The organism is Ornatilinea apprima (genome assembly GCF_001306115.1).
Taxonomy (GTDB): Bacteria; Chloroflexota; Anaerolineae; order Anaerolineales; family Anaerolineaceae; genus Ornatilinea; species Ornatilinea apprima.
Map to the genome: position 1 here is coordinate 1 of NZ_LGCL01000042.1, position 22,304 is coordinate 22,304.

The 22,304-nt window shown below is 57.2% G+C and carries 20 protein-coding genes, 3 tRNA genes and 1 pseudogene; 15 read left to right on the forward strand and 9 right to left on the reverse strand.

Annotated features, from left to right (window positions below; translation table 11 throughout):
• The 5 genes from ADN00_RS20630 to ADN00_RS17755 form a co-directional block, all read right to left on the reverse strand.
• A partial coding sequence (locus ADN00_RS20630; RefSeq protein ID WP_407944724.1) for a GTP-binding protein occupies nucleotides 1-202 on the reverse strand: 202 nt, incomplete at its 3' end.
• A tRNA-Thr gene (locus ADN00_RS17740) sits at nucleotides 178-250 on the reverse strand. The genes ADN00_RS17740 and ADN00_RS20630, both read right to left, overlap by 25 nt.
• 35 nt (nucleotides 251-285) lie before the next feature.
• Nucleotides 286-369 (reverse strand) — tRNA-Tyr (locus ADN00_RS17745).
• Nucleotides 370-455: 86 nt separating this feature from the next.
• Nucleotides 456-528, reverse strand: a tRNA-Thr gene (locus tag ADN00_RS17750).
• A 257-nt stretch (nucleotides 529-785) separates the two neighbouring features.
• Nucleotides 786-2,270, reverse strand: coding sequence for a B12-binding domain-containing radical SAM protein (locus ADN00_RS17755; protein WP_075064358.1), 1,485 nt, complete (start codon nucleotides 2,268-2,270; stop codon nucleotides 786-788).
• A 164-nt stretch (nucleotides 2,271-2,434) separates the two neighbouring features.
• On the opposite strand from ADN00_RS17755, the gene ADN00_RS17760 reads away from it, so the two are divergent.
• The 7 genes from ADN00_RS17760 to ADN00_RS17790 all read left to right on the forward strand — a co-directional run bounded on the left by ADN00_RS17760 (nucleotide 2,435) and on the right by ADN00_RS17790 (nucleotide 9,076).
• Nucleotides 2,435-3,649 (forward strand): sensor histidine kinase, encoded by a 1,215-nt coding sequence (locus ADN00_RS17760; RefSeq protein WP_160317562.1) that lies wholly within the window; start codon nucleotides 2,435-2,437, stop codon nucleotides 3,647-3,649.
• Nucleotides 3,615-4,271 carry a response regulator gene (locus tag ADN00_RS17765; protein WP_075064360.1) on the forward strand — a complete coding sequence of 219 codons (657 nt, stop codon included), beginning with the start codon at nucleotides 3,615-3,617 and terminating at the stop codon, nucleotides 4,269-4,271. Before ADN00_RS17760 ends, ADN00_RS17765 begins: the two co-directional genes overlap by 35 nt.
• Before the next feature lie 120 nt (nucleotides 4,272-4,391).
• Nucleotides 4,392-5,261 (forward strand): hypothetical protein, encoded by an 870-nt coding sequence (locus ADN00_RS17770; RefSeq protein WP_152966411.1) that lies wholly within the window; start codon nucleotides 4,392-4,394, stop codon nucleotides 5,259-5,261.
• 137 nt (nucleotides 5,262-5,398) lie between these two features.
• Nucleotides 5,399-6,052: an MBL fold metallo-hydrolase gene (locus ADN00_RS17775; protein ID WP_075064376.1), complete on the forward strand. Its 654-nt coding sequence runs from the start codon at nucleotides 5,399-5,401 to the stop codon at nucleotides 6,050-6,052.
• Nucleotides 6,053-6,066: 14 nt separating this feature from the next.
• Nucleotides 6,067-6,369 carry a hypothetical protein gene (locus ADN00_RS17780; protein ID WP_075064362.1) on the forward strand — a complete coding sequence of 101 codons (303 nt, stop codon included), beginning with the start codon at nucleotides 6,067-6,069 and terminating at the stop codon, nucleotides 6,367-6,369.
• 11 nt (nucleotides 6,370-6,380) lie between these two features.
• Nucleotides 6,381-7,457, forward strand: coding sequence for an A/G-specific adenine glycosylase (mutY, locus tag ADN00_RS17785; protein WP_075064363.1), 1,077 nt, complete (start codon nucleotides 6,381-6,383; stop codon nucleotides 7,455-7,457).
• A gap of 146 nt (nucleotides 7,458-7,603) precedes the next feature.
• Nucleotides 7,604-9,076, forward strand: coding sequence for a bifunctional metallophosphatase/5'-nucleotidase (locus tag ADN00_RS17790; RefSeq protein ID WP_075064364.1), 1,473 nt, complete (start codon nucleotides 7,604-7,606; stop codon nucleotides 9,074-9,076).
• 43 nt (nucleotides 9,077-9,119) lie between these two features.
• Here ADN00_RS17790 and kamA read toward each other — a convergent pair whose 3' ends face one another.
• Nucleotides 9,120-10,451: a lysine 2,3-aminomutase gene (gene kamA / locus ADN00_RS17795; protein ID WP_075064365.1), complete on the reverse strand. Its 1,332-nt coding sequence runs from the start codon at nucleotides 10,449-10,451 to the stop codon at nucleotides 9,120-9,122.
• Between the two features lie 284 nt (nucleotides 10,452-10,735).
• Here kamA and hrcA point away from each other — a divergent pair, with 284 nt between their 5' ends.
• From hrcA to prmA, 5 genes are all read left to right on the forward strand, one after another.
• Nucleotides 10,736-11,770: a heat-inducible transcriptional repressor HrcA gene (hrcA, locus tag ADN00_RS17800; RefSeq protein ID WP_075064366.1), complete on the forward strand. Its 1,035-nt coding sequence runs from the start codon at nucleotides 10,736-10,738 to the stop codon at nucleotides 11,768-11,770.
• A 20-nt stretch (nucleotides 11,771-11,790) separates the two neighbouring features.
• Complete coding sequence (locus ADN00_RS17805) at nucleotides 11,791-12,363, forward strand: nucleotide exchange factor GrpE (protein ID WP_075064367.1); 573 nt, start codon at nucleotides 11,791-11,793, stop codon at nucleotides 12,361-12,363.
• A 14-nt stretch (nucleotides 12,364-12,377) separates the two neighbouring features.
• The gene (gene dnaK, locus ADN00_RS17810; RefSeq protein WP_075064368.1) at nucleotides 12,378-14,270 is read left to right on the forward strand and encodes a molecular chaperone DnaK; all 1,893 of its coding nucleotides are present in this window, start codon (nucleotides 12,378-12,380) and stop codon (nucleotides 14,268-14,270) included.
• A gap of 117 nt (nucleotides 14,271-14,387) precedes the next feature.
• The gene (dnaJ, locus tag ADN00_RS17815; RefSeq protein WP_075064369.1) at nucleotides 14,388-15,518 is read left to right on the forward strand and encodes a molecular chaperone DnaJ; all 1,131 of its coding nucleotides are present in this window, start codon (nucleotides 14,388-14,390) and stop codon (nucleotides 15,516-15,518) included.
• Nucleotides 15,508-16,425 (forward strand): 50S ribosomal protein L11 methyltransferase, encoded by a 918-nt coding sequence (gene prmA / locus ADN00_RS17820; protein WP_075064370.1) that lies wholly within the window; start codon nucleotides 15,508-15,510, stop codon nucleotides 16,423-16,425. The genes dnaJ and prmA overlap by 11 nt, the downstream gene beginning before the upstream one ends.
• Before the next feature lie 63 nt (nucleotides 16,426-16,488).
• On the opposite strand, the gene ADN00_RS17825 is transcribed toward prmA, so the two are convergent.
• Together ADN00_RS17825 and ADN00_RS20360 are read right to left on the reverse strand one after the other, a co-directional pair.
• Nucleotides 16,489-17,832 carry a nicotinate phosphoribosyltransferase gene (locus ADN00_RS17825; RefSeq protein WP_075064371.1) on the reverse strand — a complete coding sequence of 448 codons (1,344 nt, stop codon included), beginning with the start codon at nucleotides 17,830-17,832 and terminating at the stop codon, nucleotides 16,489-16,491.
• 316 nt (nucleotides 17,833-18,148) lie between these two features.
• Nucleotides 18,149-18,295: pseudogene (locus ADN00_RS20360) on the reverse strand (transposase); the annotation flags it as partial.
• A gap of 129 nt (nucleotides 18,296-18,424) precedes the next feature.
• Here ADN00_RS20360 and ADN00_RS17835 point away from each other — a divergent pair.
• Nucleotides 18,425-19,096 (forward strand): protein-L-isoaspartate(D-aspartate) O-methyltransferase, encoded by a 672-nt coding sequence (locus ADN00_RS17835; RefSeq protein WP_075064372.1) that lies wholly within the window; start codon nucleotides 18,425-18,427, stop codon nucleotides 19,094-19,096.
• A 65-nt stretch (nucleotides 19,097-19,161) separates the two neighbouring features.
• Here the strand turns inward: ADN00_RS17835 and ADN00_RS17840 are convergent, their stop codons facing one another.
• Nucleotides 19,162-20,796, reverse strand: a complete 1,635-nt coding sequence (locus ADN00_RS17840; RefSeq protein ID WP_075064373.1) for a ribonuclease J — start codon at nucleotides 20,794-20,796, stop codon at nucleotides 19,162-19,164.
• A gap of 380 nt (nucleotides 20,797-21,176) precedes the next feature.
• Between ADN00_RS17840 and ADN00_RS17845 the strand changes: the two genes are divergently transcribed.
• Entirely contained in the window at nucleotides 21,177-21,635 is a 459-nt protein-coding gene (locus tag ADN00_RS17845) for a type III secretion system chaperone family protein (protein ID WP_075064374.1), read from the forward strand.
• 5 nt (nucleotides 21,636-21,640) lie between these two features.
• Nucleotides 21,641-22,159, forward strand: coding sequence for a nitroreductase family protein (locus ADN00_RS17850; RefSeq protein ID WP_075064375.1), 519 nt, complete (start codon nucleotides 21,641-21,643; stop codon nucleotides 22,157-22,159).
• Nucleotides 22,160-22,304: the final 145 nt, after the last annotated feature.

Here is a 22,304-nt window from a genome sequence, read left to right on the forward strand (position 1 = left end):
CCGCGCCGCCCAGCATCGCGCAGTACTTGGTGATCGCCGCGGTCAAGGTCGTCTTGCCGTGGTCAATGTGGCCCATGGTGCCCACATTGAGGTGCGGTTTGTTCCGCTCAAATTTCTGCTTCGCCATTACTCTTCTCCTTAAAAGAAAATACAATTTAAGGTAAAGGTGGTAACCAGAGCCCTCAATGGGACTTGAACCCATGACCCCGTTCTTACCAAGAACGTGCTCTACCAACTGAGCTATGAGGGCATACCGTTCCCAGACCTTTACGGTCTAAAGACCAGTGGGCGGTGAAGGATTCGAACCTCCGAAGGCAGTCTGCCAGCTGATTTACAGTCAGGTCCCTTTGGCCACTTGGGTAACCGCCCATTGTCTTCGAGCTGTTGTCTGCTCGCAGGTGAGATTGTCGGCGAAGTTACTTTCAATCTCACTCGCCAATCTACAACAGAGAGTAAGCCGACGACGGGAATCGAACCCGTAACCTATCACTTACAAGGCGATTGCTCTGCCGATTGAGCTACGTCGGCGGGCAAAGCGTGGGGAGTGTTCGTTTGTTAATTTTCTTCACTCTTGCGGGCTAAATTATACCAAAGCACCGTTTTTATGACAAGGTATCTTTTGCCTGGATATTGTTAAGCCGCGAAGAAGAAGTTTATCAAACCTCACGGGTTGAGTCAAGCAATTGCCCGGCCATCTCATGCGTCTCCCCCATTTTCTGTTTTTATGAAAATGGGGGAGAAATATTTACGGGGGGTCCGGCTGGCGAGCTGGCGAGGCAGACGCTCTATACGGTAAGCCCTTGAATCTGGCTGACCCTGCGGAAGTGATATCCGTAAATGGAGAAGGTGATGGCAAGGGGGAATTTCTGCGGGCAGTGGAAGAGTGTCCAGAAGAAGAGCCGCCAGTATTCGCGGCGCTCAGGTCCCCAAATACCCAGCAGCCAGATGGAGCGGAAAAATGCGCCGATTTCGGCCAGCTCAAGGTGAAGATCAACCGGGGGCAGGTGGTATTCCTTTAAGAAGGTGCGCACGCGCTGGTAGAACATTTTGGGTGAGTAGATGGTGGCGAGGATGCTGCGGTATCCGTTATGCAGCAGGTTTTGGTCCATGAGTGGGACGATATTGGTGGTGCCGTCGGTGTTGTCACCGGTCATTTCTTCGATCAAGCGGCCTTCGGCCTGCATGCGCTGGTAAAGCTGAGTGCCATTGGGGGCTTGCAGCAGGCCAACCATGGCGGTGATGATGCCGCTGTTCTGGATGAATTCGATCTGGCGCTGGAAGATGGAGGGGGTATCGCTGTCGAAGCCGACGATAAAGCCGCCCATCACCTGCAGGCCTTTGCGCTGCAGGTATCGAACGCTCTCGACCAGATTGCGGTTTTTGTTCTGCACTTTGTGGCATTCTGCCAGGCTGTTTTCGTCGGGGGTTTCAATGCCAACAAACACGGAGACGAAACCGGCGCGCACCATCAGGTCCATCAGCTCTTCGTCATCGGCCAGGTTGATGGACGCTTCGGTGATGAAGCGGCAGCCGATTTTGTTTTTGCGCCATTCGATCAGGGCGGGGAGGATTTCTTCTTTTAATAGGCGGCGGTTGCCAATGAAGTTATCGTCCACAAAGAAGATGTTGCGCCGCCAGCCGAGCGAGTAGATCAGGTCCAGCTCGGTGATGATCTGCCGGGTGGTTTTGGTGCGCACGCGGTGCCCCAGCAGGGCGGTAACGTTGCAGAATTCGCAGTTAAAGGGACAGCCGCGGGTGAATTGGATGCTTAAGGAGTCGTATTTACGCATATCGACCAGGTTCCACAGCGGGGTGGGGGTTTGGTGCAGGTCGGCAAATTCACTTGTGGCGTAAACGCGCTGGGGAGAGCCTGCTTCCAGATCGGCCAGGAAGCGGGGCAGGGTGATTTCGCCTTCATTTAAGATGAGGTGATCGACCATGGAAAAGCGGCTGCTTTCGCAGGTGAAGAGCGGGCCGCCGGCGACGATCTTCTTTTGTTTGTGCTGGCAGCGTTCGATGACTTCCAGAACAGAGTCGCGCTGCACAACCATGGCACTGATCCACACCATGTCGGCCCAATCCAGGTCTGCGGGGCGCAGGGGGCGCACGTTCATATCTACCAGGCGTTTGTCCCATTCGGCGGGCAGCATGGCCGCCACAGTCAGCAGGCCGAGGGGCGGGGAGGAGGCTTTTTTGTGGATAAACTTAAGGGCGTGTTTGAAACTCCAAAAGGTATCGGGGAATTCGGGGTACACCAGCAAGATATTCATGAGTAACTCCAGGGGAAATGTTCTTTGAATCCGACCTGAGTGTACGTGAATTGCTGCCGCTTTGAATGTGCTGGCAGTCACAATAAAAATCCTATTGTGGGTCATGAGTGGGGGTCTGTGGATTGTGACCTACGGTTATGCGGGGCTTTGCTATAATTGGATTTGTGAACATACTGCGCCCTTCCATTCGCACCAGCCGCACCACCGATCTGGCCTTTTCGGTCGTGGTGCTGACGGCCTATTTTGCCACTTTCAGCACGTTGAGAGAGGTCTCATCGCTGAAGCTGTTTTTGCTGATTGTGTTTGGCATCGGCTATATGTCGCTGGGGGTATACGGTTATGGGTATGTGGCCCGCGGCCATTCGATGAATCTGCGGCTGCTGTATTTCGCGCTGCAAATTCCGCTGGGGGGGTTGATTATTTTCTTCAGCCAGGGCACAGGGGTGAATGTGATGGTGCTGCTGCCGCTGGTGGGGCACAGTGTGTTGCTGCTGGCGGATACATGGCGCTATGTTGTGAATGTGGTGATCTTGCTGGCGTATACGGTGGCGGTGTATTTAATCACCGGCAGTGTGGCCGAGACGTGGTCAGGCCTGCTGCTGTTTTTCGCCGGGCAGGTTTTTATTGTGGTGTTCACGCAGATGGCGGTGGATGAAGAACGCGCCCGTGAGAAGGTGGTGGGGCTGGTGGAAGAGCTGGAGGCGGCCAATCAGCGCTTGCGTGAATTCGCGCTGCAGGTGGAAGAGCTGGCGATCACGCGCGAGCGCAACCGCCTGGCGCGTGAAATTCACGATGGGTTGGGGCATTATTTGACCACGATTAATATCCAGCTCAAGGCGGCCCAGGCTGTGCTTTCCAGTGACCCGGCGCGGGCGGTATCGGCGATTGACACGGCGCAGAATCTGGCGCAAGAAGCGCTGGTGGATGTGCGCCGTTCGGTGGGCGCGCTGCGGGCCTCGCCTGAGGAAGACCTGCCGCTGGATGAGCAGTTGGGGCGTTTGCTGGCGCGCTGCCAGGCCGCCGGGGTAGAGCCGCACCTGCGCGTGATCGGCACTCCCCGCCCGCTTTCGCCGCAGGTACATCTGACGCTGTACCGCGCGGCGCAGGAAGGGTTGAATAACGTCTGCAAGCACGCCCAGGCCAATCATCTGTGGGCAGAGCTGGACTATTCGCAGCCAGGTTCAGTGCGTTTATTTCTGCGGGATAATGGGCAGGGCGCCCATACGCTGGATGGTGGATTTGGTTTGTTGGGGCTGCGCGAGCGCGTGCATTTGTTAAACGGCGTCTTCCGCGTTGAATCGCAGGCGGGGAACGGCGTAACATTAGAAATTGTGGTGCCGCAAGATGATAAAGAAAATTCGAATTCTGCTGGTGGATGACCAATCCCTGTTTCGCGAGGGGATGAAGACGCTGCTGAGTGTGCAGGAAGATTTTGATGTGGTGGGTGAGGCCGCCAATGGTGAAGAGGCGCTGCGCCTGGCCGCGCGCTATCAGCCGGATGTGGTGTTGATGGATGTACGCATGCCGGTGATGGATGGCATTCAGGCCACCCGCCGGCTGCAAGAAACGCTGCCAGAGTGCAAGGTGATTGTGCTGACCACCTTTGAGGACGACGATAACGTGTTTGAAGGGCTGCGCGCGGGGGCGGTGGGGTATCTCTTGAAGGATGTTTCTTCGGAGAAGCTGTATGAGGCGTTGCGCGCCGCGGCGCGGGGAGAATATTTTATGCTGCCTTCGATCACCGCCAAGGTGATGGCCGAGTTCTCGCGGCTTTCGCGCCCCTCGTACAGTGGGGCCAGTGAGTTGGCGGCGCCGCTTTCGGCGCGTGAGATGGAAATTCTGGCGCTGCTGGCGACCGGGGTGAGCAATAAAGAGATTGCCGCGCACCTGGTGATTGCCGAAGGCACGGTGAAAAACCATGTAACCAGCATTCTCAGCAAGCTGGAAGTGAAAGACCGCATGCAGGCCGTGCTGCGCGCAAAGGAATTGAACCTGATTTAAGCTGGCGCAGACGGGCCAAAATTGTGCCTGCAAATGTGACCTCCCTCCTATTCACAAGTGCGGGCGCGTCCGGTATGCTTGAGAGTACAAATTTTTCATGCGCTTTAAGGGGTTTGGAATATGATGGATACGGTTAATGACCACCACGAACAGACGCTGCCCATCAAAAGCCGTGTTTCGGCGCGCTTGCTGATTGGGGCAGGCATGGTGATGGCTGGGCTGGTGTTTTTAGCGGAACAGAGCCTGCGAACGGGCTGGCTGTTCACCGCGTTTTTTCCGCTGTTGGGGGTGCTGCTGCTGCTGCCGGGGCTGGTTTTGCACAACTTTGGGCTGGTGATCGCCGGCGCAATTGTTACTGGCGTGGGCAGTGGGGTATTTGTGATCCTCAACCCGGCTTTGGATCTGGCGCTGTACCAGCGTTTGGGGCTGATGTTCGCGGCCTTTGGCGCCGGTTTTGGCCTGGTGTGGCTGATTTCGCTGATCTGGCAGCTGAAACGCCCGGCGTGGTGGGCGCTGGTTCCGGCCGGCGTTCTGGCCGGGGTTGGCGGGGCGTTCTGGTTCACTTCGCTGCGTTTCATTGATTTTGTGCTGTATGTTCTGGTGGGCCTGGGGCTGGCGTTGCTGGCTTGGGGCGTGTTCGAGCGCTTGTTGGGGCTGATTATCCCCGGCTGCCTGCTGCTGGGTGTGGGGATTGGCAATTACCTGGCCTGGGGGGCTGGCGTGGAACAGAACGCGCTTTCGCAGACGGGGATTATGCTGGTGTGCTTCGCGCTGGGCTTTGTGCTGGTGATTGTGTTCTCGCGGGTGGTAACGCCGCATTTTGTGTGGTGGCCCATTATCCCCGGCGCGCTAATGGCTGTGGTGGGCTGGGGGCTTTACCTGGGGGGCAACCCGGGTGGGGCGGCCAGTTTTATTGGCAACACCGGTTCGGTGGCGCTGATTCTGCTGGGGTTATACTTGCTGCTGCTACGGCGTGAAATTCGCAAGTAGGCCAACAAGAAGAGATGAAGGATCGCGGCCCACTGGGCCGCTTTTTTGTTTGCGACGGCCCGGGGGGCATGTGGGCGCAAAGTGCGGCAGAGGATTTTTGGGTTTTATTGTATAATCATACCGATGACGGAGGATTCATGGAAATAACCTGGTATGGACATTCTTGTTTTCGGCTCACTGAACGGGGCATGGCGACGGTAATTACCGATCCCTTTGACCACAGCGCGGTGGGTTACTTTCCTTTAAAGTTGAAAGGCGATATTGTTACCTGCAGTCACACTGCGCCGGGGCACAGTTACTTTACGGCAGTCAAAGGCGAGCCGTATGTAATCACCGGGCCGGGCGAATTTGAAATTGGCGGTGTGTTCATCACTGGGGTGCAGACCAACGGGGTGCATAAAAAAGCATCTGAAAATGAGCAAATTCGCAATACCTTGTATTTGATCCAGTTTGAAGAATTAAACATTGTGCATCTGGGCGATATGGATCGCGTGCCGACTCAATCTCAGGTAGAATCATTAGGGGATGTGCATGTGTTGCTGATCCCGGTGGGCGGCGGAACAGGCTTGAACGCCGCGAAGGCGGCTGAAATCATCAGCCTTTTGGAGCCGCGTATTGTGGTGCCCATGCATTACGGCGTGCCTGAGTGTAAAATTGACCTGGATCCGCTCGCCAAGTTTTTGAAGGCGATGGGGTTAAAAGAAGTGGAAACCCAGCCTTCCTTGAAGATCGCCAACGCCAAAGCGCTGCCGGAAGAAACTCAGGTAGTGGTTCTGGATTACAAATCATAATCAGAGGTGCAGGTTTGGCTGGAAAACTGATCTTATCCTGGGATATTGCCCGCGACCACGAGCGAGAGTATTTTGAGTTTGTGGTGCGTGAGTTTATCCCTGGGGTTCAGCGCCTGGGCCTGGAGCTGACCGATGCTTGGGCAACGGCTTACGGCAATCAGCCGCAGATTATGGTGGGGGCGGTGGGAAATTCCATTGAAGATGTGCGGTCTGTGCTCGACTCGAATGATTGGCTGACGTTGAGTGATCGCCTGCAGGCGTATGTGCGTAATTACAAGGAAAAAGTGGTGCATTCTACCGGTGGTTTTCAGTTTTAACGCGTTGAATTATGCATAAACAAATCGCGAGCAGGTTGTTGAACTGGTATGAAGACGCCGCGCGCAGGTTACCCTGGCGCGGCGTTTCTGATCCCTACGCGGTGTGGGTCTCTGAGGTGATGCTGCAGCAGACGCGGGTGGAGACGGTGATTCCGTTTTATGAGCGTTGGATGCGGCGCTTCCCCACCGTGCAGTCGCTGGCCGAGGCTAGCGAGCAGGATGTTCTGCTGGCGTGGGAGGGGATGGGCTATTACAACCGCGCGCGCAGTTTGCACAAGGCCGCGCGCCAGGTGATGCGCGACTATGGCGGTAAGCTGCCAGCCAGCCGCGAAGCGTTGATTAAGCTGCCCGGCATTGGCGAATATTCGGCGGGGGCGATTGCGTCCATTGCCTTTGGACTGGATGAGACCGCGGTGGACGGGAATGTCCGGCGGGTGTATGCGCGCCTGTTTGATGTGGACACGCCGATAAAGTCACCGGAGGGGCTGGAACGGGTGGAGCAGATTGCCCGCGAGCAGCTCCCGGCCGGCCTGGCTGGCGATTATAACCAGGCTCTGATGGACCTGGGCGCGATGATCTGCCTGCCGCGCGAGCCGCGCTGTGAAATTTGCCCATTGAAAGAGCTGTGCCTGGCGCGCCAGAACGGCACGCAGGCGGAGCGCCCGGTGAAGAGCGCGAAGCCTGAAATTCCACATTGGACGGTAACGGCGGCGGTGATCTGGAAAGATGGAAAGGTGCTGCTGGCGCGGCGCCCGTTGAACGGTTTGCTGGGCGGCATGTGGGAGTTCCCCGGCGGCAAGCTGGAAGCGGGAGAATCGCTGAAAGACTGCCTGAAGCGCGAGATTGTGGAGGAACTGGACGCGCCGATTGAGGTGGGAGAAGCCTTTGGCGTGTACAAACACGCGTATACGCATTTTAAGGTAACGCTGCACGCCTTTGCCTGCCGCTTTGTGAGCGAAGAGCCCGATGTGGACGGCGCTGAGTTCGTGGTGTGGGCCGCGCCAGAAGAGCTGCAGAACTACCCCATGGGCAAGATCGATCGGGATATTGCGCGGCGCATTGTCAGCGAGCGCAGCGCGGCGCGGTGATCAGAGATGAGTGGAAACCTCTTCTGGAAATGCCAGGAGAGGTTTTTTGAACTCCGCATTCCTTGGGAAGGGGCGGTAGCAAAGAGCCGCGGGTTGGCTGAATGCTATAATGAAAACACGTATTGACCCGGTAAGAAGGAGCGGAGATGGCGCGCAAGACGATATCCGTAACCATTTTACACACCAACGATATGCACGCCGATCTGCCGGCGATGAGCCGCCTGAGCGCTTTTTTGCGGGCGTACCGCGCGGAACTGCTGGCGGAGGGGCGCAGGGTTTTCTACTTTGACGCGGGGGACGCGGCCGACCGGCGCGTGCGCTGGATAAGCGCGACCAAAGGGGCGGCGTTTCCGCGAGTGCTGGCGGCGATGGGCTGCGATTTGCAAACCCTGGGCAACGGCATTAGCGTAACCTACGGCCTGCAGGCCGCCAGCGACATGGCGGCGCGCGCGGACTTTCCCATTCTGGCGGTCAATTTCTTCCGCAATGGGCAGCCGTTGGTGGCGGGTTTTTTGCCTTCCATCACTTTCGCGCTCGACGACCAGGTGAGCCTGAAGGTCAGCGGCCAGGCGCCGTATTCACCGCATATTTACGCTTTATTTGGTGTAGACGTGCCGCACTTTGTGGAGTGCGCGCGTGAGTGGGCGCGCAAGCTGGCCGGGCAGCCGGGCCCGCTGGTGATGGTCAATCACCTGGGGCTGCGCGAAGACCGCGAGGTGGCGGCAGCCGTGCCGGAGGTGGATGTGATCATCGGCGGGCATTCGCACTCGCTGCTGCCGGATGGTGAATTTGTAGGCGGGGTGTTAATTGCCCAGGCAGGGCAGTACGCGCAGTACCTGGGGCGGGTCGATCTGGAAATTGATGCGCAAACCGGCGTGGTGTTGTCCAAGAAGGCGCGCTTGTTGGGTATTCCGGCGGACCAGGCGGCGGACCCACTGGTAGAGGCGGCTATTGGCCAGGCGGAGGAAGAGGCGCGCCAGGTGCTGGCGCGGCCGATTGCCCGCCTGCCTGAGGCGCTGGAAGCGGATTTCTTTGCCGAGTCGGCGTTGGGCAATTATGCCGCCGACGCGCTGCGGCGCAGAATGAACGCAGAAATTGGCCTGCTGGCCTCAGGTCTTCTGCAGAAAGGCTTGCCGGCTGGGCTGCTGACGTTGGGCAGGCTGGACGAGGCCTGCTTCACCACCGCCAACCCGATGCTCTCGCTTCTCAGCGGGCGGCAGGTGCGGGAGGGATTGGAGAAGGGATTAAAGGAAGAAAACGCGCGCGCCTATCATAAGAGCTACCGCGGCAGCCCGGTTGGCATTCCGCAGGTGAGCGGTCTGCGCGTGTTATGGGACCCGGCCGCGCCGGATGGGAACAAGATTCGAGAGGTGTGGGTGGGCGAGAATCCTCTGGAGGAGGATCGCCAGTATCGCGTGGCGCATACCGACGCGGAATGCGAGGGGGCGGGCGCTTTTCTTACGATGGAGGAAGGGCAAGTGCTGCGCACCGAGGTGCCAACTATTCTGCGCGAGGTGCTGGAAGAGGACTTGAAGCGCGGTATTCCGTCGTTGAATGAGCTGCAAGGGCGCTGGATTCAAATTTTTGATAGCTTTTGTTCCATCATTGGGTGCTTGTAGGGGCGTAAATACCCATCCCCCAACCCCCTTCCCAACTTTTATCTTATTCTTCTTCTCCGCTGCCAATGCCCAGCGGTTTCCACTTGTGGCTGTCGGCGCGCAGACGGTGCTGGCCGCCGCCGCGATTGTGCAGCTCGTCGAAGCCCTGGGGTTTGATGGCCAGGTCTTCGCTGTCCAGCAGGCCCATCACGCCGCTCTGACCGGGTTCCACGCGCTTGTTCTGGCAGAAGGAGCAGGTCTTTGGGTCGTGGGTGGCGTAGGAGAGCGGCTCTTCGTAGGTGGTGATGTAGCCCTCGTAATTGCGCACCACCACTTTATGGTCGCTATAACTGACCAGGTAGTTGGGCATGAGGGGAATCTTGCCGCCGCCACCGGGGGCATCGATCACATAGGTGGGCACGGCGTAGCCGGAGGTGTGCCCGCGCAGGCCTTCGATGATCTCAATGCCCTTACCCACCGGGGTGCGGAAGTGCCCGGCGCCTTCCACCAGGTCGCACTGGTAGAGGTAGTAGGGGCGCACGCGGATGCGCACCAGGTCTTGCACCAGCTTGCGCTGGATGTGCACGCAGTCGTTGACGCCGGCTAGCAGCACGCTCTGGTTGCCGAGGGGAATGCCGGCGCGGGTAAGCTTGTCGCAGGCCTGCTCCAGTTCGGCGGTGATTTCGTTGGGGTGGTTGACGTGAATGTTCATCCACAAGGGGTGGAAGCGCTGCAGCATGTCGGTCAGCTCGTCGGTAATGCGCATGGGCATAAAGACCGGAATGCGCGAGCCGATGCGGATGATTTCGATGTGGGGAATGGCGCGCAGTTGGGTGAGCAGCTCTTCCAGCACGCGCGGGGCCAGGGCCAGCGGGTCGCCGCCGGAGAGCAGCACGTCGCGCACCTGGGGGGTGCGGCGCAGATAATCAAGCTGGGCTTCAAAGTCCTGGCGCGAGAAGGTGGCCGAAGGGTCGCCCACAATGCGCGAGCGGGTGCAGTAGCGGCAGTAAGAGGCGCATTGGGTGGTCACCAGCATCAGCACGCGGTCAGGGTAGCGGTGCACCAGGCCGGGGACGGGGGAATGGCGATCTTCGGCCAGGGAGTCTTCCATCATACCGGTAAACTCGACCATCTCGCCGGCGGTGGGAATTACCTGCAGGCGAATCGGGTCGTGAGGATCGTCGGGGTTGATTAACGAGGCGTAATAGGGAGTGATGTCCACCCGGAAGAGTCCCTTGCTGCTAAGGGCTTTGCGCTCAGAGTCGGTCAGGTTCAAGACCGGTTCGAAATCTTCAAGCGAGTTCAGCCGGTGACTGAGCTGCCAGCGCCAATCGTTCCACTTTTCATCGGGGATATCTTTGTAGAGGGGGGCGCGGCGTGAAGGGAAGGGTTCCATGAGATTGCTCCTTTCTAAACGCAGGGAAGATCATAGCCGGATGAAGACACCGGCGCATCTGGCGCGAATCTGGCAACCAGAGAAGAAAGCGCCCATTCAAGCCGGCGGGCGAGGGCTCTCAGGTGAGATCATTATAATTGTAAGAAGAAAACGCGGCGGGGTCAAATTGTATTAATTCTTTATATGAACCTGCCGTATGCGCTTGACGCTGTTTTTTTAACATGCTATCATTATTCACAATGATTTAGCACTCTAACGTTGAGAGTGCTAAAAAGAAGCGATAAATGATTGAATTAACCGACCGCCAAAAAGTGATTCTCTCCCTGGTGATCCGCGAGTACACCCATACGGCCGTGCCGGTTGGGTCGAAGAACCTGGTGGAGCACTACCGGTTGGAGTATTCTCCGGCAACCGTGCGTAACGAATTGGCCGCGCTGACCGAGATGGGTTACCTGCGCCAGCCGCACACTTCCGCTGGGCGGGTGCCCACCGAAGATGGGTACCGTTACTTTGTGGGCCGCTTGCTGCAGCGCACAGAGCTGCCGGACGAAACGCGGCGGACGATTATTCACCAGTTCTACCAGACGCACCGCGATATCGATCAGTGGATGCGCCTGGCGGCCTCGGTGCTGGCGCACCAGTCGCAGGGGGCTTCACTGGTAACCGCCCCGCATTTGATGGAGTCGCGCTTCAAACATTTGGAGCTGATCTCGACCCGCGGGCGGCAGGTGTTGGTGGTGTTGGTTACAGTGGGCGGGCAGATTCACCAGCGGATTATGACGCTGAACGAGCCGGTTTCGCAAGAGCAGCTTTCTGCGATTGGCAACCGTCTCACCGGCCTGCTGAACGGCAAAGACGCGCGCGCGGTATCGCTGCTGCGCAGCCAGCTTTTGGACCTGGATTTTGAAGTGGCCGGCTGGGTGGAAGACCAGATGCGCGCCGCTGACGCGCTGGTTTCGGGCGAGATTTACCTGGACGGCATCACCAACGTGCTGGCTGAGCCGGAGTTTGCCGAGTCGGAAGAGGCGCGGCGCGCCCTGCGCGTGCTGGAAGAACGCTCGGTGCTGCAAGATCTGCTCTCGCGCACGGTGTTAAGCGAGCATGCCAGCGGTGTGCAGGTTCTGATCGGCGGCGAGGGCAACTGGGAAGAGTTGAGCCAGTGCTCGATTGTGCTGGCGCAGTACGGCGCGCCGGGGGTAGCAGTGGGCACGCTGGGCGTGTTAGGCCCGATGCGCATGTCGTACGGGCGGACGATTTCAACGGTACGCTTTATCTCGGCTTTGTTGAGCGATTTTGTGGCCGAGACAATGGGCGAATAATTGTAGATTGAGGGAAAAGTATGGATCGAGAAACCAGAAAAAAGAAATCTCAGCAGGTTGCAGCGGAAGAGCCGCAGGCGGCGCCTGAAGCGCCTGAATCTGAAGCTCCCATACCCGAGGCGGTTGTCGAAATCAACCAGTTGAAAGACCAGCTTGAAGTTGAACGGAAGAAAAGCCAGGAAAACCTGGATGGCTGGCAGCGCGAGCGGGCGGATTTCTCGAATTACAAGAAGCGGATTGAGCGCGATCAGGTTCTGCTGACCAGCAACCTGAAATTTGAATTGATCAAAAAATATCTGGCAGTGCAAGATGATTTGGAGCGCGCTTTGAAAAACCGTCCCACCGAGGGCGAAGGCGCCAAATGGTCGGAGGGGATTGAATTGGTCAGCCGAAAGTTAAAAACTATTCTGGAGGCTGAAGGTATCAAGGCGATTGAGGCGGAGGGGCAGATGTTTGACCCCACTCTGCACGAGGCCATTACCAGTGAGGAAAGTCCTGACCACGAAAGCGGGCAGGTGATTGAAGTGTTGCAACAAGGATATATGCTCGGTGATCGGGTATTGCGCCCGGCGCTGGTGCGAGTAGCTCGATAATTCAGGAGGATATCATGGGAAAAATCATTGGAATTGATTTAGGAACCACAAACTCAGTTATGGCTGTTATGATGGGCGGTGAGCCGACTGTTATTTCCACCGCGGAAGGCGAGCGGTTATGCCCATCGGTTGTTGCTGTCAATAAAAACCATGAGCGTTTGGTGGGCCGCGTGGCGCGCAATCAGGTGATTGTGAACCCCGATAACACCATTTTCTCGATCAAGCGGTTTATGGGTCGAAAATTTGATAACGCGGAAGTACAAAAAGTGATTGAGCGCACGCCGTACAAAGTAACCAAGGCCCCCAACGGCGACGTTCGCGTGCAACTGGACGGTAAGGAATATTCCCCGCCCGAAATTTCGGCCATGATTCTGGCGAAACTGAAAGCCGACGCGGAAGCCTTTTTGGGCGAACCGGTTACCCAGGCGGTGATCACTGTTCCGGCGTATTTTAACGACGCTCAGCGCAACGCCACCAAAGACGCCGGCCGCATCGCCGGTTTGGAAGTGCTGCGCATCATCAACGAGCCGACCGCCTCTTCGCTGGCCTACGGCCTGGACAAAAAGAAAAATGAGGTCATCGCGGTGTATGACCTGGGCGGCGGTACTTTTGATATTTCCATTCTGGATGTGGGCGAAGGCGTCTTCCAGGTGCGTTCCACCTCGGGTGATACCCTGCTGGGCGGCGATGATTTTGACCGCCGGGTGATGGATTACCTGATTGAAGAGTTCAAACGCGAGAACGGCATGGACCTGCGGCAGGACCGCCAGGCGCTGCAGCGCTTGAAAGAAGCGGCCGAGAAAGCCAAGATTGAGCTTTCGAGCACCATGTCCACCGAAATTAACCTGCCATATCTGACGGCGGATGCCAGCGGCCCGAAACATCTGGTGCTGAACCTGTCGCGCGCCAAATTGGAGCAGCTGACCCAAGACCTGATTGACCGCTCTTTGGAGCCGGTGAAACGCGCGCTCTCTGACGCCGGGTTGAAACCGTCGGATATTGATGAAGTGGTTCTGGTGGGCGGTATGACCCGTATGCCCGCCGTGCAAGAAGCGGTGAAACGCCTGTTTGGAAAGGACCCCCACAAGGGCGTGAACCCCGATGAGGTGGTGGCGGTGGGCGCGGCCATTCAGGCCGGTGTGCTGGGCGGCGAAGTGAACGATATTCTGCTGCTGGATGTAACCCCGCTGACCCTCTCGGTGGAGACGCTGGGCGGTGTGGCGACCCCAATCATTGAGCGCAACACCACCATCCCCACCCGCAAGAGCCAGATCTTTTCCACGGCTTCCGACGGGCAAACCCAGGTGGAGATTCATGTGCTGCAGGGCGAGCGCCCGATGGCCGTGGATAACAAATCGTTGGGCAAATTTATTCTGGACGGCATTCCCTCATCACCGCGCGGCGTGCCACAAATTGAGGTTACCTTCGATATTGACGCCAACGGCATTCTGAACGTGACCGCCGTGGATAAAGCCACCAGCCGCAGCCAGAAGATCACCATCACCGCGTCTTCGGGCTTGAGCGAGAGCGAGATTGAGCGCATGCGTAAAGAGGCCGAAGCCCACGCGGATGAAGACTTGAAGCGCAAAGAGCTGATCGAAGTGCGCAACCATGCCGACAATACCGCCTACACCGCCGAGAAATCGCTGCGCGACTTTGGCGACAAAGTGCCGGCCGACATCAAAACCAAGATTGAAGACGGCGTGAAGAAGCTGCGCGAGACGATGGCAAGCGACAACGCGGATGACATTCGCAAGCAGACCGAGGAACTGGGCCAGTTGATCCAGCAGATCGGCGCGGCGATGTACCAGCAGCAAGGCCCGCAGGCGGGCGGCGAGCCGCAAGGCGGTGAGCAAGCCGGCCCCAGCGGTGAAGATGTGGTTGATGGCGAGTTCAAAAACGCCTAAACCGGGTTACAATTACTGGCAGTGGGCAATTGGATGCCCACTGCCAGATACCATTGAGCGAAATCAACTCCGCCCTGATTGGGGGGCGGTTCTTTTAATGAGAAGGTAAATAACCGCATGGCACCTCGTGATTATTACGAAATCCTGGGCGTACCGCGCACGGCAACGGCCGATGAGCTGAAGAGCGCCTTCCGGCAGCTAGCCCGAAAATATCACCCGGATGTAAATAAAGATCCGGGGGCCGAAGATAAATTTAAGGAGATCAATGAAGCCTACGCCGTGCTTTCGGATGCGGATAAGCGCGCGGCCTACGACCGTTATGGCTATGAAGGCCTGAACGGCATGGGCGGCATGCCCGATTTCAGCACGATGGATTTCTCGGATCTGTTCGAGGGACTGTTTGGTTTTGGCGGTTTTGGCGGTGGCGGCGGTTCGCGGCGCTCACGCAATGCCCCCCGGCGCGGCGCAGACTTGAACATGACCGTTACGCTGGAGTTTGATGAAGCCGTTTTTGGGGTGGAAAAGGAAATTGAAATCGTCCGCGATGAGGTCTGCGCGACGTGCAGCGGCAGCGGCGCGGAGCCGGGCACCAGCCCAAAAACCTGCTCGTCGTGCGGCGGGCGCGGTGAGGTGCGCCAGGTGCGCCAGACGCTGCTCGGTTCGATGGTACAGGTGAGCACCTGTCCCACCTGTCAGGGGAAAGGCGAGGTAATTGATACCCCTTGCCACACCTGCCGCGGGCGCGGTTTGGAACGCAAAACGGTGAAGAAGGTGGTGCCCATCCCGGCCGGTGTAGATACCGGCACGCAGATTCGCCTGGCGGGAGAAGGCCAGCCGGGTGCCAACGGCGGGCCGAACGGCAATATTTACCTGGAAATCCGCGTGAAGACGCACAAGTTCTTCAAGCGCCGCAAAGACGACGTGCTGCTGGACTTGAACATCAATGTTGCCCAGGCCACGCTGGGGGCCGAGGTGGAGATCCCGACGCTGAAAGGCACTGAAAAGATCAAAATTCCGGCGGGAACCCAGCCGGGCAAGGTGTTTACACTGAAGGGCAAAGGGATACCGCATTTGCGCGGTTCGGGCAACGGCGACCAATTGGTGGTGGTAAACGTGGCTGTGCCCACGCATCTCTCGTCTGAACAGCGCGAGCTGTTTGAGACTCTGGCCAAGACCCTGGGTACGGATGTATCTCCGCAGGAAAAAAGTTTTGTGGATGTTTTGAAAGAGGTATTGGGTGGAAGCTAAAGCTTATTGGATTGAGATTTCTCTGACCGTGGATGGTGAGCTGGCCGAGGCGCTGGCTGAAGCCATCAGCCGCTATGTGGTCAACGGCGTGGTGGTGGAAAGCGAAGCTGTTTCGCAGCCGGATAACGCCGAGGGCATTCCCTCGACGATTGCCAAAGTGTATGGCTACATCCCGGTGGACGATAAGCTGGAAGAAACCCGCCAGAAAATTGAAGAGGCGCTGTGGTACCTGGGGCGCATTCAACCTCTGCCACAGCCTGTGTACCGCAAGATCGAAGAGCAGAACTGGATGGCGGCCTGGAAGACGCGCTACCATCCCATTCCGGTGGGCGAGCGCCTGCTGGTGCTGCCGGCCTGGATGGAGCAAACCGACCCCAGCCGGGTGGCGATTCGCATTGACCCGAGCATGGCGTTTGGCACGGGCACGCACCCTTCCACGCAGTTGTGCCTGCAAATGACTGATCAATACACCCAGGCTGGGCAGCGCGCCATTGATGTGGGCTGCGGGTCGGGGATTCTGTCGATTGGGGCGGCGCTGCTGGGCGCCAGCCAGGTGCTGAGCGTGGATATTGACCCCGAATCGGTGAAGGCCACGCGCGAAAACGCCGAGGCCAACGGCGTGCTGGAGAAGCTGGAGATTGGCGCGGGTTCGGTAACGGAAGTGCGGCGCGGCGATTTTTCTTTCAACCAGGCGCCGCTGGTGCTGGTGAATATTCTGGCGCCGATCATTTTACAGTTGTTTAATGACGGGCTGGCCGATCTGGTGGCGCCGGGTGGCAAGCTGGTGATGGCGGGCATTCTGGAGCCGCAAGCGCGCGGCGTGGAAGAAGCCGCCGAAGCGCGCGGCTTGCGCAAGATCAATCACGGGCAGATTAATGACTGGGTTTGCCTGGTGTATGAGAAATAAAATAGATCATTAAAAATCGCGGGGCAAAAAGCGCCCCGCGATTTTTAATTTAATCACACTTTTCTACCAGATTCTTTCCAGGTCGGGGTTTTCACAGGGGCGGCGGCCGATTTTGGCCATATCCACCCATTCACCGTGGATTTTAACGCGCACCACATCGGCGGTGTAATCGGCTTTGGTGGGGCCGTGATTATCAAACAGCGAGGAGCCCACGGCGTAAATATCTACCGGAACGCCTAATCGCTCAAAGCGGTCGATGCGCTCGGCGTCAAATCCGCCGGAGACGACAATTTTCACGAAGGAACAAAATTCCTGGGCGCGTTCCACCCATTCGGCGGGCAGGTTCCAGTCTTTCCAGGCGTTGTCGAGGGCTTCGCGGACGATGTGCACCAGGCGCGGGGTTACACCCAGGTCGAGTTTGGGGTCGCCCAGCGGGGGCACAGAGACGTCGCGCAGCGAGGCGCTGGTATCGAGGCGAACGCCGTAGAGTCTATAACGCTCGGCTTCATCCATCTCGCCTTTGTCGACCAGTTCGCGGTATTTTTGGAACATGGCGGTGCAGACGCGCAGTGAATCGGTCACGCAGTCGTTGTTAAAGTCTACCAGGGCAATGCGCACAATGGAGGCGGGCTGGATGCGGGCGAAGGCCAGCATGGCTTCAGCGGTGTCGCCCAAAAAACTGGCAATGGCGGCATGTGCCACCGTGCCGCCCCCCGCGCCGCCCCACCAGTCGCCCTGCGCATCGGTGGAGACGAATGGGCCAAGTTTGTGGGCGTAGTCCATGTTGTAGCGTTCAACGGCGATGTGGTAGGCGTAGCCGTCTGCAGCCTGCACCTCGTGCACGTCAAAGCGGGCGGGGAAGAAGAGCAGGGGTTTGCCGCGCGCGGCGATCAGCGTCTGGTAGACGTTGGTGGCCACGCGGCTGGCGCGGGCCAGAATGCCCAGGAGGGTGGTTTCGAGGTGAGCAAAGTCGCGGTAATGGCCGCGCACGCGCATTACCGGCTGCACGTCCATCGGGTCGCCGTTGCTATGAACTGTGCAGCCGTCTTGCACGGCCCACACTTCCAGGTTGGCGTGCGTATCCACCCATTGGTCTTCCTGCCAGTAGCCGGTGCAGTGGCGCAGCATGGTGAGGGCTTTGTCAATGCCGACCACCACCGTATCGCCCAAGCGGCGGGTGAAGAACTGCATTTCCACTTCAATATCGCCACAGTTGATGCCTTTTTCGACCATCGAAGAGGGCAGGTTGGGGTATTGGCCGTTGTAGATATAGTTTTCTTTAGCCAGCACGGTGAGCATGTTGGCAATATTGACAAAATATTTGTCTGTGTACCAGCCGTCGCGCATGCGGTCAATGTCCAGTTTGAAGGTGGAGTTATCCAGCCGCTTGTTGTCAAATACGCTCATTTTCTCTCCTTGTCCGCCGGCACTGTCTGTTTGTGTAAATTTTACACTATTATATCGATTAAAGCGGAATTGTCAAGCCTGGCAGAGAGAGGCGGCTCAAAAAACTGCTGCTGCTATCACCCGGCAGGCTGGGGTAAATGGATCTTATGTCAGACATTTTGCGATTTTGTAGAAAACCAAACTATATTGATACTGTGATATTTTATTTTTGAGCGTTTGGCCCCACCCCTGCCGGGGCTGTCTCTAAAGAATTTGGAAACAGCCCCAAAAATTAGCTGCAAATCGAATAAAAACGAAAAAACAAAAAATTGGTAGCCTACCTGGCTGCCAATTTTCGCATATTATGGGCAATACTGATCAAACCCCATTCAATATTGACTTTATCCAACCCTCTCAAATGGAATCTTCTGAATTCCATGTTGTGTTTGATGCATCCGAAAACCGTTTCCACTTCCGTGGAGCGGAGAGGAAAAACAGAAAATGTGGTGAATCGATAAGAGTTTTTTGGAACATCAATCTGTGATGTATTCACCCTGTTTGGCAGGCGAAACCAATTGAAGGGCGCGGATGGGTTGGGTATACTGAAATGGGAATGAAAACATTGGAAGAACCGGAGATTCTGCGCGAGGCGCGCGAAAAGATGGTGCACTCGCAAATTGAGCTGCGCGGCATTCAGAACGCGGCGGTGCTGGCGGCAATGCGCGCGGTTCCGCGGCATGTGTTTGTGCCGTCTGAGCTGGTTGAAGAAGCCTATGACGACTGCCCGCTGCCGATTGGCGAGGGGCAGACGATCTCACAGCCGTATATTGTGGGGTTGATGACGACCCTGTTGCGCCCGCGGGCGGGGCAGCGGATTCTGGAGGTGGGGACGGGGTCGGGATACCAGGCGGCGGTGCTGGCGCAGATGGTGGGAGACGTGTACACTCTGGAGCGGATTGGGTCGCTGGCGGCGCGGGCCGCGCAGCTTTTTGAGCGCCTGGAGCTGGGCAATGTGCATGTTCAGCAGGGCGACGGCTGCCTGGGGTGGCCCGAGGCGGCCCCGTTTGACGGGATTATCCTCACCGCGGGCGCGCCGCAAATTCCGCAGCCGCTGTTCGACCAGTTGGCTGAAGGCGGCCGGCTGGTGGGGCCGGTGGGCAGCCGCTTTCACCAGATGCTGCAGGTGTGGGTAAAGGAAGGCGGTCGGCTGGAGGGGGAAGACACCATTGCGGTGGCGTTTGTGCCGCTGCGCGGGCAGTTTGGCTGGGGCGCAGAGGAATGGTAAGCCGGTTTTGAACGTTGAAAAGAACGCCGCCCAATCGGGCGGCGTTGTTCAATTTATTTTATGGTTTAGATTTCAGTTACGTTGACAAACACGCTGGGGGTGTTGCCCGTCTGGCTACGCAGATGGCTGCGCAATTCTTCAACGACTTTTTCGTTCAGATTGCCGTTGGCTTTGCTGGCCACTTTGAAGATGCGGTCGCTGGCTTTATCCAGCACCTCATCGACTTCTGCGGGAAAGCCCTGGGTGATGTAGGTGGGTTTGCGCAGCACGCGGTGATGCAGTTTGTCAACCACCAGGTTGACGACCACCATGCCCTCTTTCGCCAGGGTGTCGCGCTCGCGCACGTCGGCTTGCGACAGGTCGCCCACGCTGGAACCACTAACAAACACGGCCTGGTAAGGGATTTTCTCGCCGAAGCTGGCTTCGCCATTGGTGAATTCGATGGTTTGGCCATTGGAGGAAATGAGAATGTTCTCGGCGGGAATGCCCACTTGTTGAGCCAGGTAAGCGTGGCGCTTGAGGTGACGCAGCTCGCCGTGCACGGGCACCAGGTATTTGGGCTTGACCAGATTGATCATGAGCTTAAGCTCTTCCTGGCTGGCGTGGCCAGAGACATGCACGGGGGCGATATTCTCGTAGATCACGTCGGCGCCGTATTCAAACAGGCGGTTGATGGTGCGGTAGACCAGTTCTTCGTTGCCGGGAATGGCCTGCGAAGAGAGCACAACCGTGTCGCCGGTTTCGATGGAAAGCTGGCGGTGCCGGCCAGTGGAGAGCCGGCCCAGGATGGAGTTGGGCTCGCCCTGGGAGCCGGTGATCATGAGGACGACTTTGTCTTTGGGCAGATTGAGCGCCTGGTCGAGGAAAACAACCATTTCCTCAGGAACTTCCAGGTAGCCGAGCTTGCGCGCCATTTTGGCGTTGTCGATCATGCTGGTGCCCACAAAGGCAATTTTGCGGTTGTATTTCTGGGCAATATTCACCACCTGCTGCATGCGCGAGATGAGCGATGCAAAGCTGGCGATCAGGATGCGCCCTTTGGCCTGACTGAAGACCTGCTCAAAGCCCTGATTGACCACCTGCTCAGAGGGAGTCCAGCCGGGGGTTTCGGCGTTGGTGGAGTCACCCAGCAGGGCCAGTACGCCGCGGCGGGAGAACTCGGAAAGTTGAGTAAAGTCGGTGGGCCAATTGTCCACCGGCGTGTGGTCGAATTTGTAGTCGCCAGTATGCACGACGAGACCAGCGGGGGTAGTGATGCCCATGCCGACGGCGTCGGGGATGGAGTGGCTGACGTGGAAGAATTCGACCTGGAAGGGGCCGATTTTAACGGAGTCTCCGGCCTGGACGGTGTTCAACTGCGCTTTTTTGAGCAGCCCGCCGCGCGCCAGCTTGACTTCGATCAGGCCGCGCGTGAGGGGGGTGGCGTAGATGGGCGCGTTGATATCTTCAATGATGTGGCGGATGGCGCCAATGTGATCTTCATGGCCGTGGGTAATAACAATGCCGCGAATTTTGTCGCGTTTTTTGAGCAAGGAAGAGATGTCGGGGATGATATAGTCAACGCCCGGCATGTCTGAATCGGGGAACATTAAGCCGGCGTCCACAATCAGGTATTCGCCCGCGTATTGGTAAACGGTCATGTTACGACCGATTTCACCGACTCCGCCCATCGGAGTGATTTTAAGTGTTTTCTTTTTCATAGAATGTGCAAACCTCGTTGTATTTCTATTCTCTATCTAAAAACGGTTCGCTGAACCGAAACAATTCAATTTAACAAAAGAAGCCCTGCCGAATCTCCGGCCGGGGCTGTCTTGGTGCATCAACGAAGCTCATATTTCGTTATCTTCCAAATCAACTTCCGGTCGGATGACCGGGTTACTTCTAACCTTGATCATTCTAACATGCCAATTGCATTTTGTCAAAAGCGTGTCTAATTTCTATGATTTGGCCGCGATGATGGGGCGACTTTCTTATTCGCGCTTCAAATTTAATCAACCTGTGAGGCGGGCGTGTTTACTGGGTGGTGTGATAAAATGGAAATCTAGCGGCCGGTTCACCCGGCATAAAGGAGCAGCAGGGGATGGAAACGCTTTTTGAAACTGTTGTGCGTTATTTTACGCAAGAGGAATGGTATTTCCTCAAAATGGACAGCCGGCCAACGCTGCAGATGAGTTTTAACGGCAGCAACGGAAAATGGCTTTGCAATGCCAATGTGAATGAAGAGAAGGGTTTCTTCTCTTTCTATTCGGTTTGCCCGATCAATGTGCCGGAAGAGCGGCGCGCCACGGTGGCAGAATTTCTGACACGGGCGAATTACGGCCTGATGATTGGAAATTTTGAGATGGATTACCGCGATGGCGAAGTGCGTTATAAAACCAGCCTGGATGTGGAAAATAGCGAGATTAACCTGTCTCTGATCGGCAATTTGGTGAATGTTAACTTATTAATGATGGACCGCTATTTACCGGGGATTTTAATGTGCATTTACGGGAACGAGACCGCCGAAGCGGCCATCCACTCTATTGAAGGTGAGGGTTAAACGCAGTGGACGCATTAGAAGCGATTTTCACCCGGCGCAGTGTGCGCCATTTTTCAAACGAGGCCGTGAGCGAAGAGCAGCTGGATCTGCTGCTGCGGGCGGCTATGCAGGCGCCTTCGGCGGCTAACGGGCAGCCATGGCATTTTGTGGTGGTTAACGACCGCGAAATGCTGGATGCGATTACCCGTTTTCATCCCTTTGCGAAAGCATTAAAAGAAGCCCCACTGGCGATTCTGGTGTGCGGCGACGCGCGCCTGGAAACAGCGCCTGGACGCTGGGTGCAGGACTGCTCGGCGGCGACTGAGAATTTGCTGCTGGCGGCGCACAGCATGGGGCTGGGGGCTGTGTGGTTGGGCGTGCAGCCCGAACCAGACCGGATTGATGGCCTGCGTGATTTGGTCCAACTGCCCTCGGGGGTGCATCCCCTGGCGTTGGTGGCGGTGGGTCACCCCAAGGGCGAACTGCCATCCAGCGCAGAGCGGTATCGCCCAGAGCGCGTGCACCGCAATCACTGGAGTGAATAGCGCGACGCGAGTAGAAATGGGGCTGTCTCTAAAGAATTTGGAAACAGCCCCAAAAATTAGCTGCAAATCGAATAAAAACGAAAAAACAAAAAATTGGTAGCCTACCTGGCTGCCAATTTTCGCATATTATGGGCAATACTGATCA

Coding starts and splice junctions, on each gene's coding strand:
- ADN00_RS17825 (WP_075064371.1), bottom strand. CDS start 17,832: ATGAGCGTATTTGACAACAAGCGGCTGGATAACTCCACCTTCAAACTG.
- ADN00_RS17805 (WP_075064367.1), top strand. CDS start 11,791: ATGGATCGAGAAACCAGAAAAAAGAAATCTCAGCAGGTTGCAGCGGAA.
- ADN00_RS17765 (WP_075064360.1), top strand. CDS start 3,615: ATGATAAAGAAAATTCGAATTCTGCTGGTGGATGACCAATCCCTGTTT.
- kamA (WP_075064365.1), bottom strand. CDS start 10,451: ATGGAACCCTTCCCTTCACGCCGCGCCCCCCTCTACAAAGATATCCCC.
- ADN00_RS17840 (WP_075064373.1), bottom strand. CDS start 20,796: ATGAAAAAGAAAACACTTAAAATCACTCCGATGGGCGGAGTCGGTGAA.
- dnaK (WP_075064368.1), top strand. CDS start 12,378: ATGGGAAAAATCATTGGAATTGATTTAGGAACCACAAACTCAGTTATG.
- ADN00_RS17790 (WP_075064364.1), top strand. CDS start 7,604: ATGGCGCGCAAGACGATATCCGTAACCATTTTACACACCAACGATATG.
- ADN00_RS17775 (WP_075064376.1), top strand. CDS start 5,399: ATGGAAATAACCTGGTATGGACATTCTTGTTTTCGGCTCACTGAACGG.
- mutY (WP_075064363.1), top strand. CDS start 6,381: ATGCATAAACAAATCGCGAGCAGGTTGTTGAACTGGTATGAAGACGCC.
- ADN00_RS17755 (WP_075064358.1), bottom strand. CDS start 2,270: ATGAATATCTTGCTGGTGTACCCCGAATTCCCCGATACCTTTTGGAGT.
- dnaJ (WP_075064369.1), top strand. CDS start 14,388: ATGGCACCTCGTGATTATTACGAAATCCTGGGCGTACCGCGCACGGCA.
- hrcA (WP_075064366.1), top strand. CDS start 10,736: ATGATTGAATTAACCGACCGCCAAAAAGTGATTCTCTCCCTGGTGATC.
- ADN00_RS17845 (WP_075064374.1), top strand. CDS start 21,177: ATGGAAACGCTTTTTGAAACTGTTGTGCGTTATTTTACGCAAGAGGAA.
- ADN00_RS17770 (WP_152966411.1), top strand. CDS start 4,392: ATGATGGATACGGTTAATGACCACCACGAACAGACGCTGCCCATCAAA.
- ADN00_RS17835 (WP_075064372.1), top strand. CDS start 18,425: ATGAAAACATTGGAAGAACCGGAGATTCTGCGCGAGGCGCGCGAAAAG.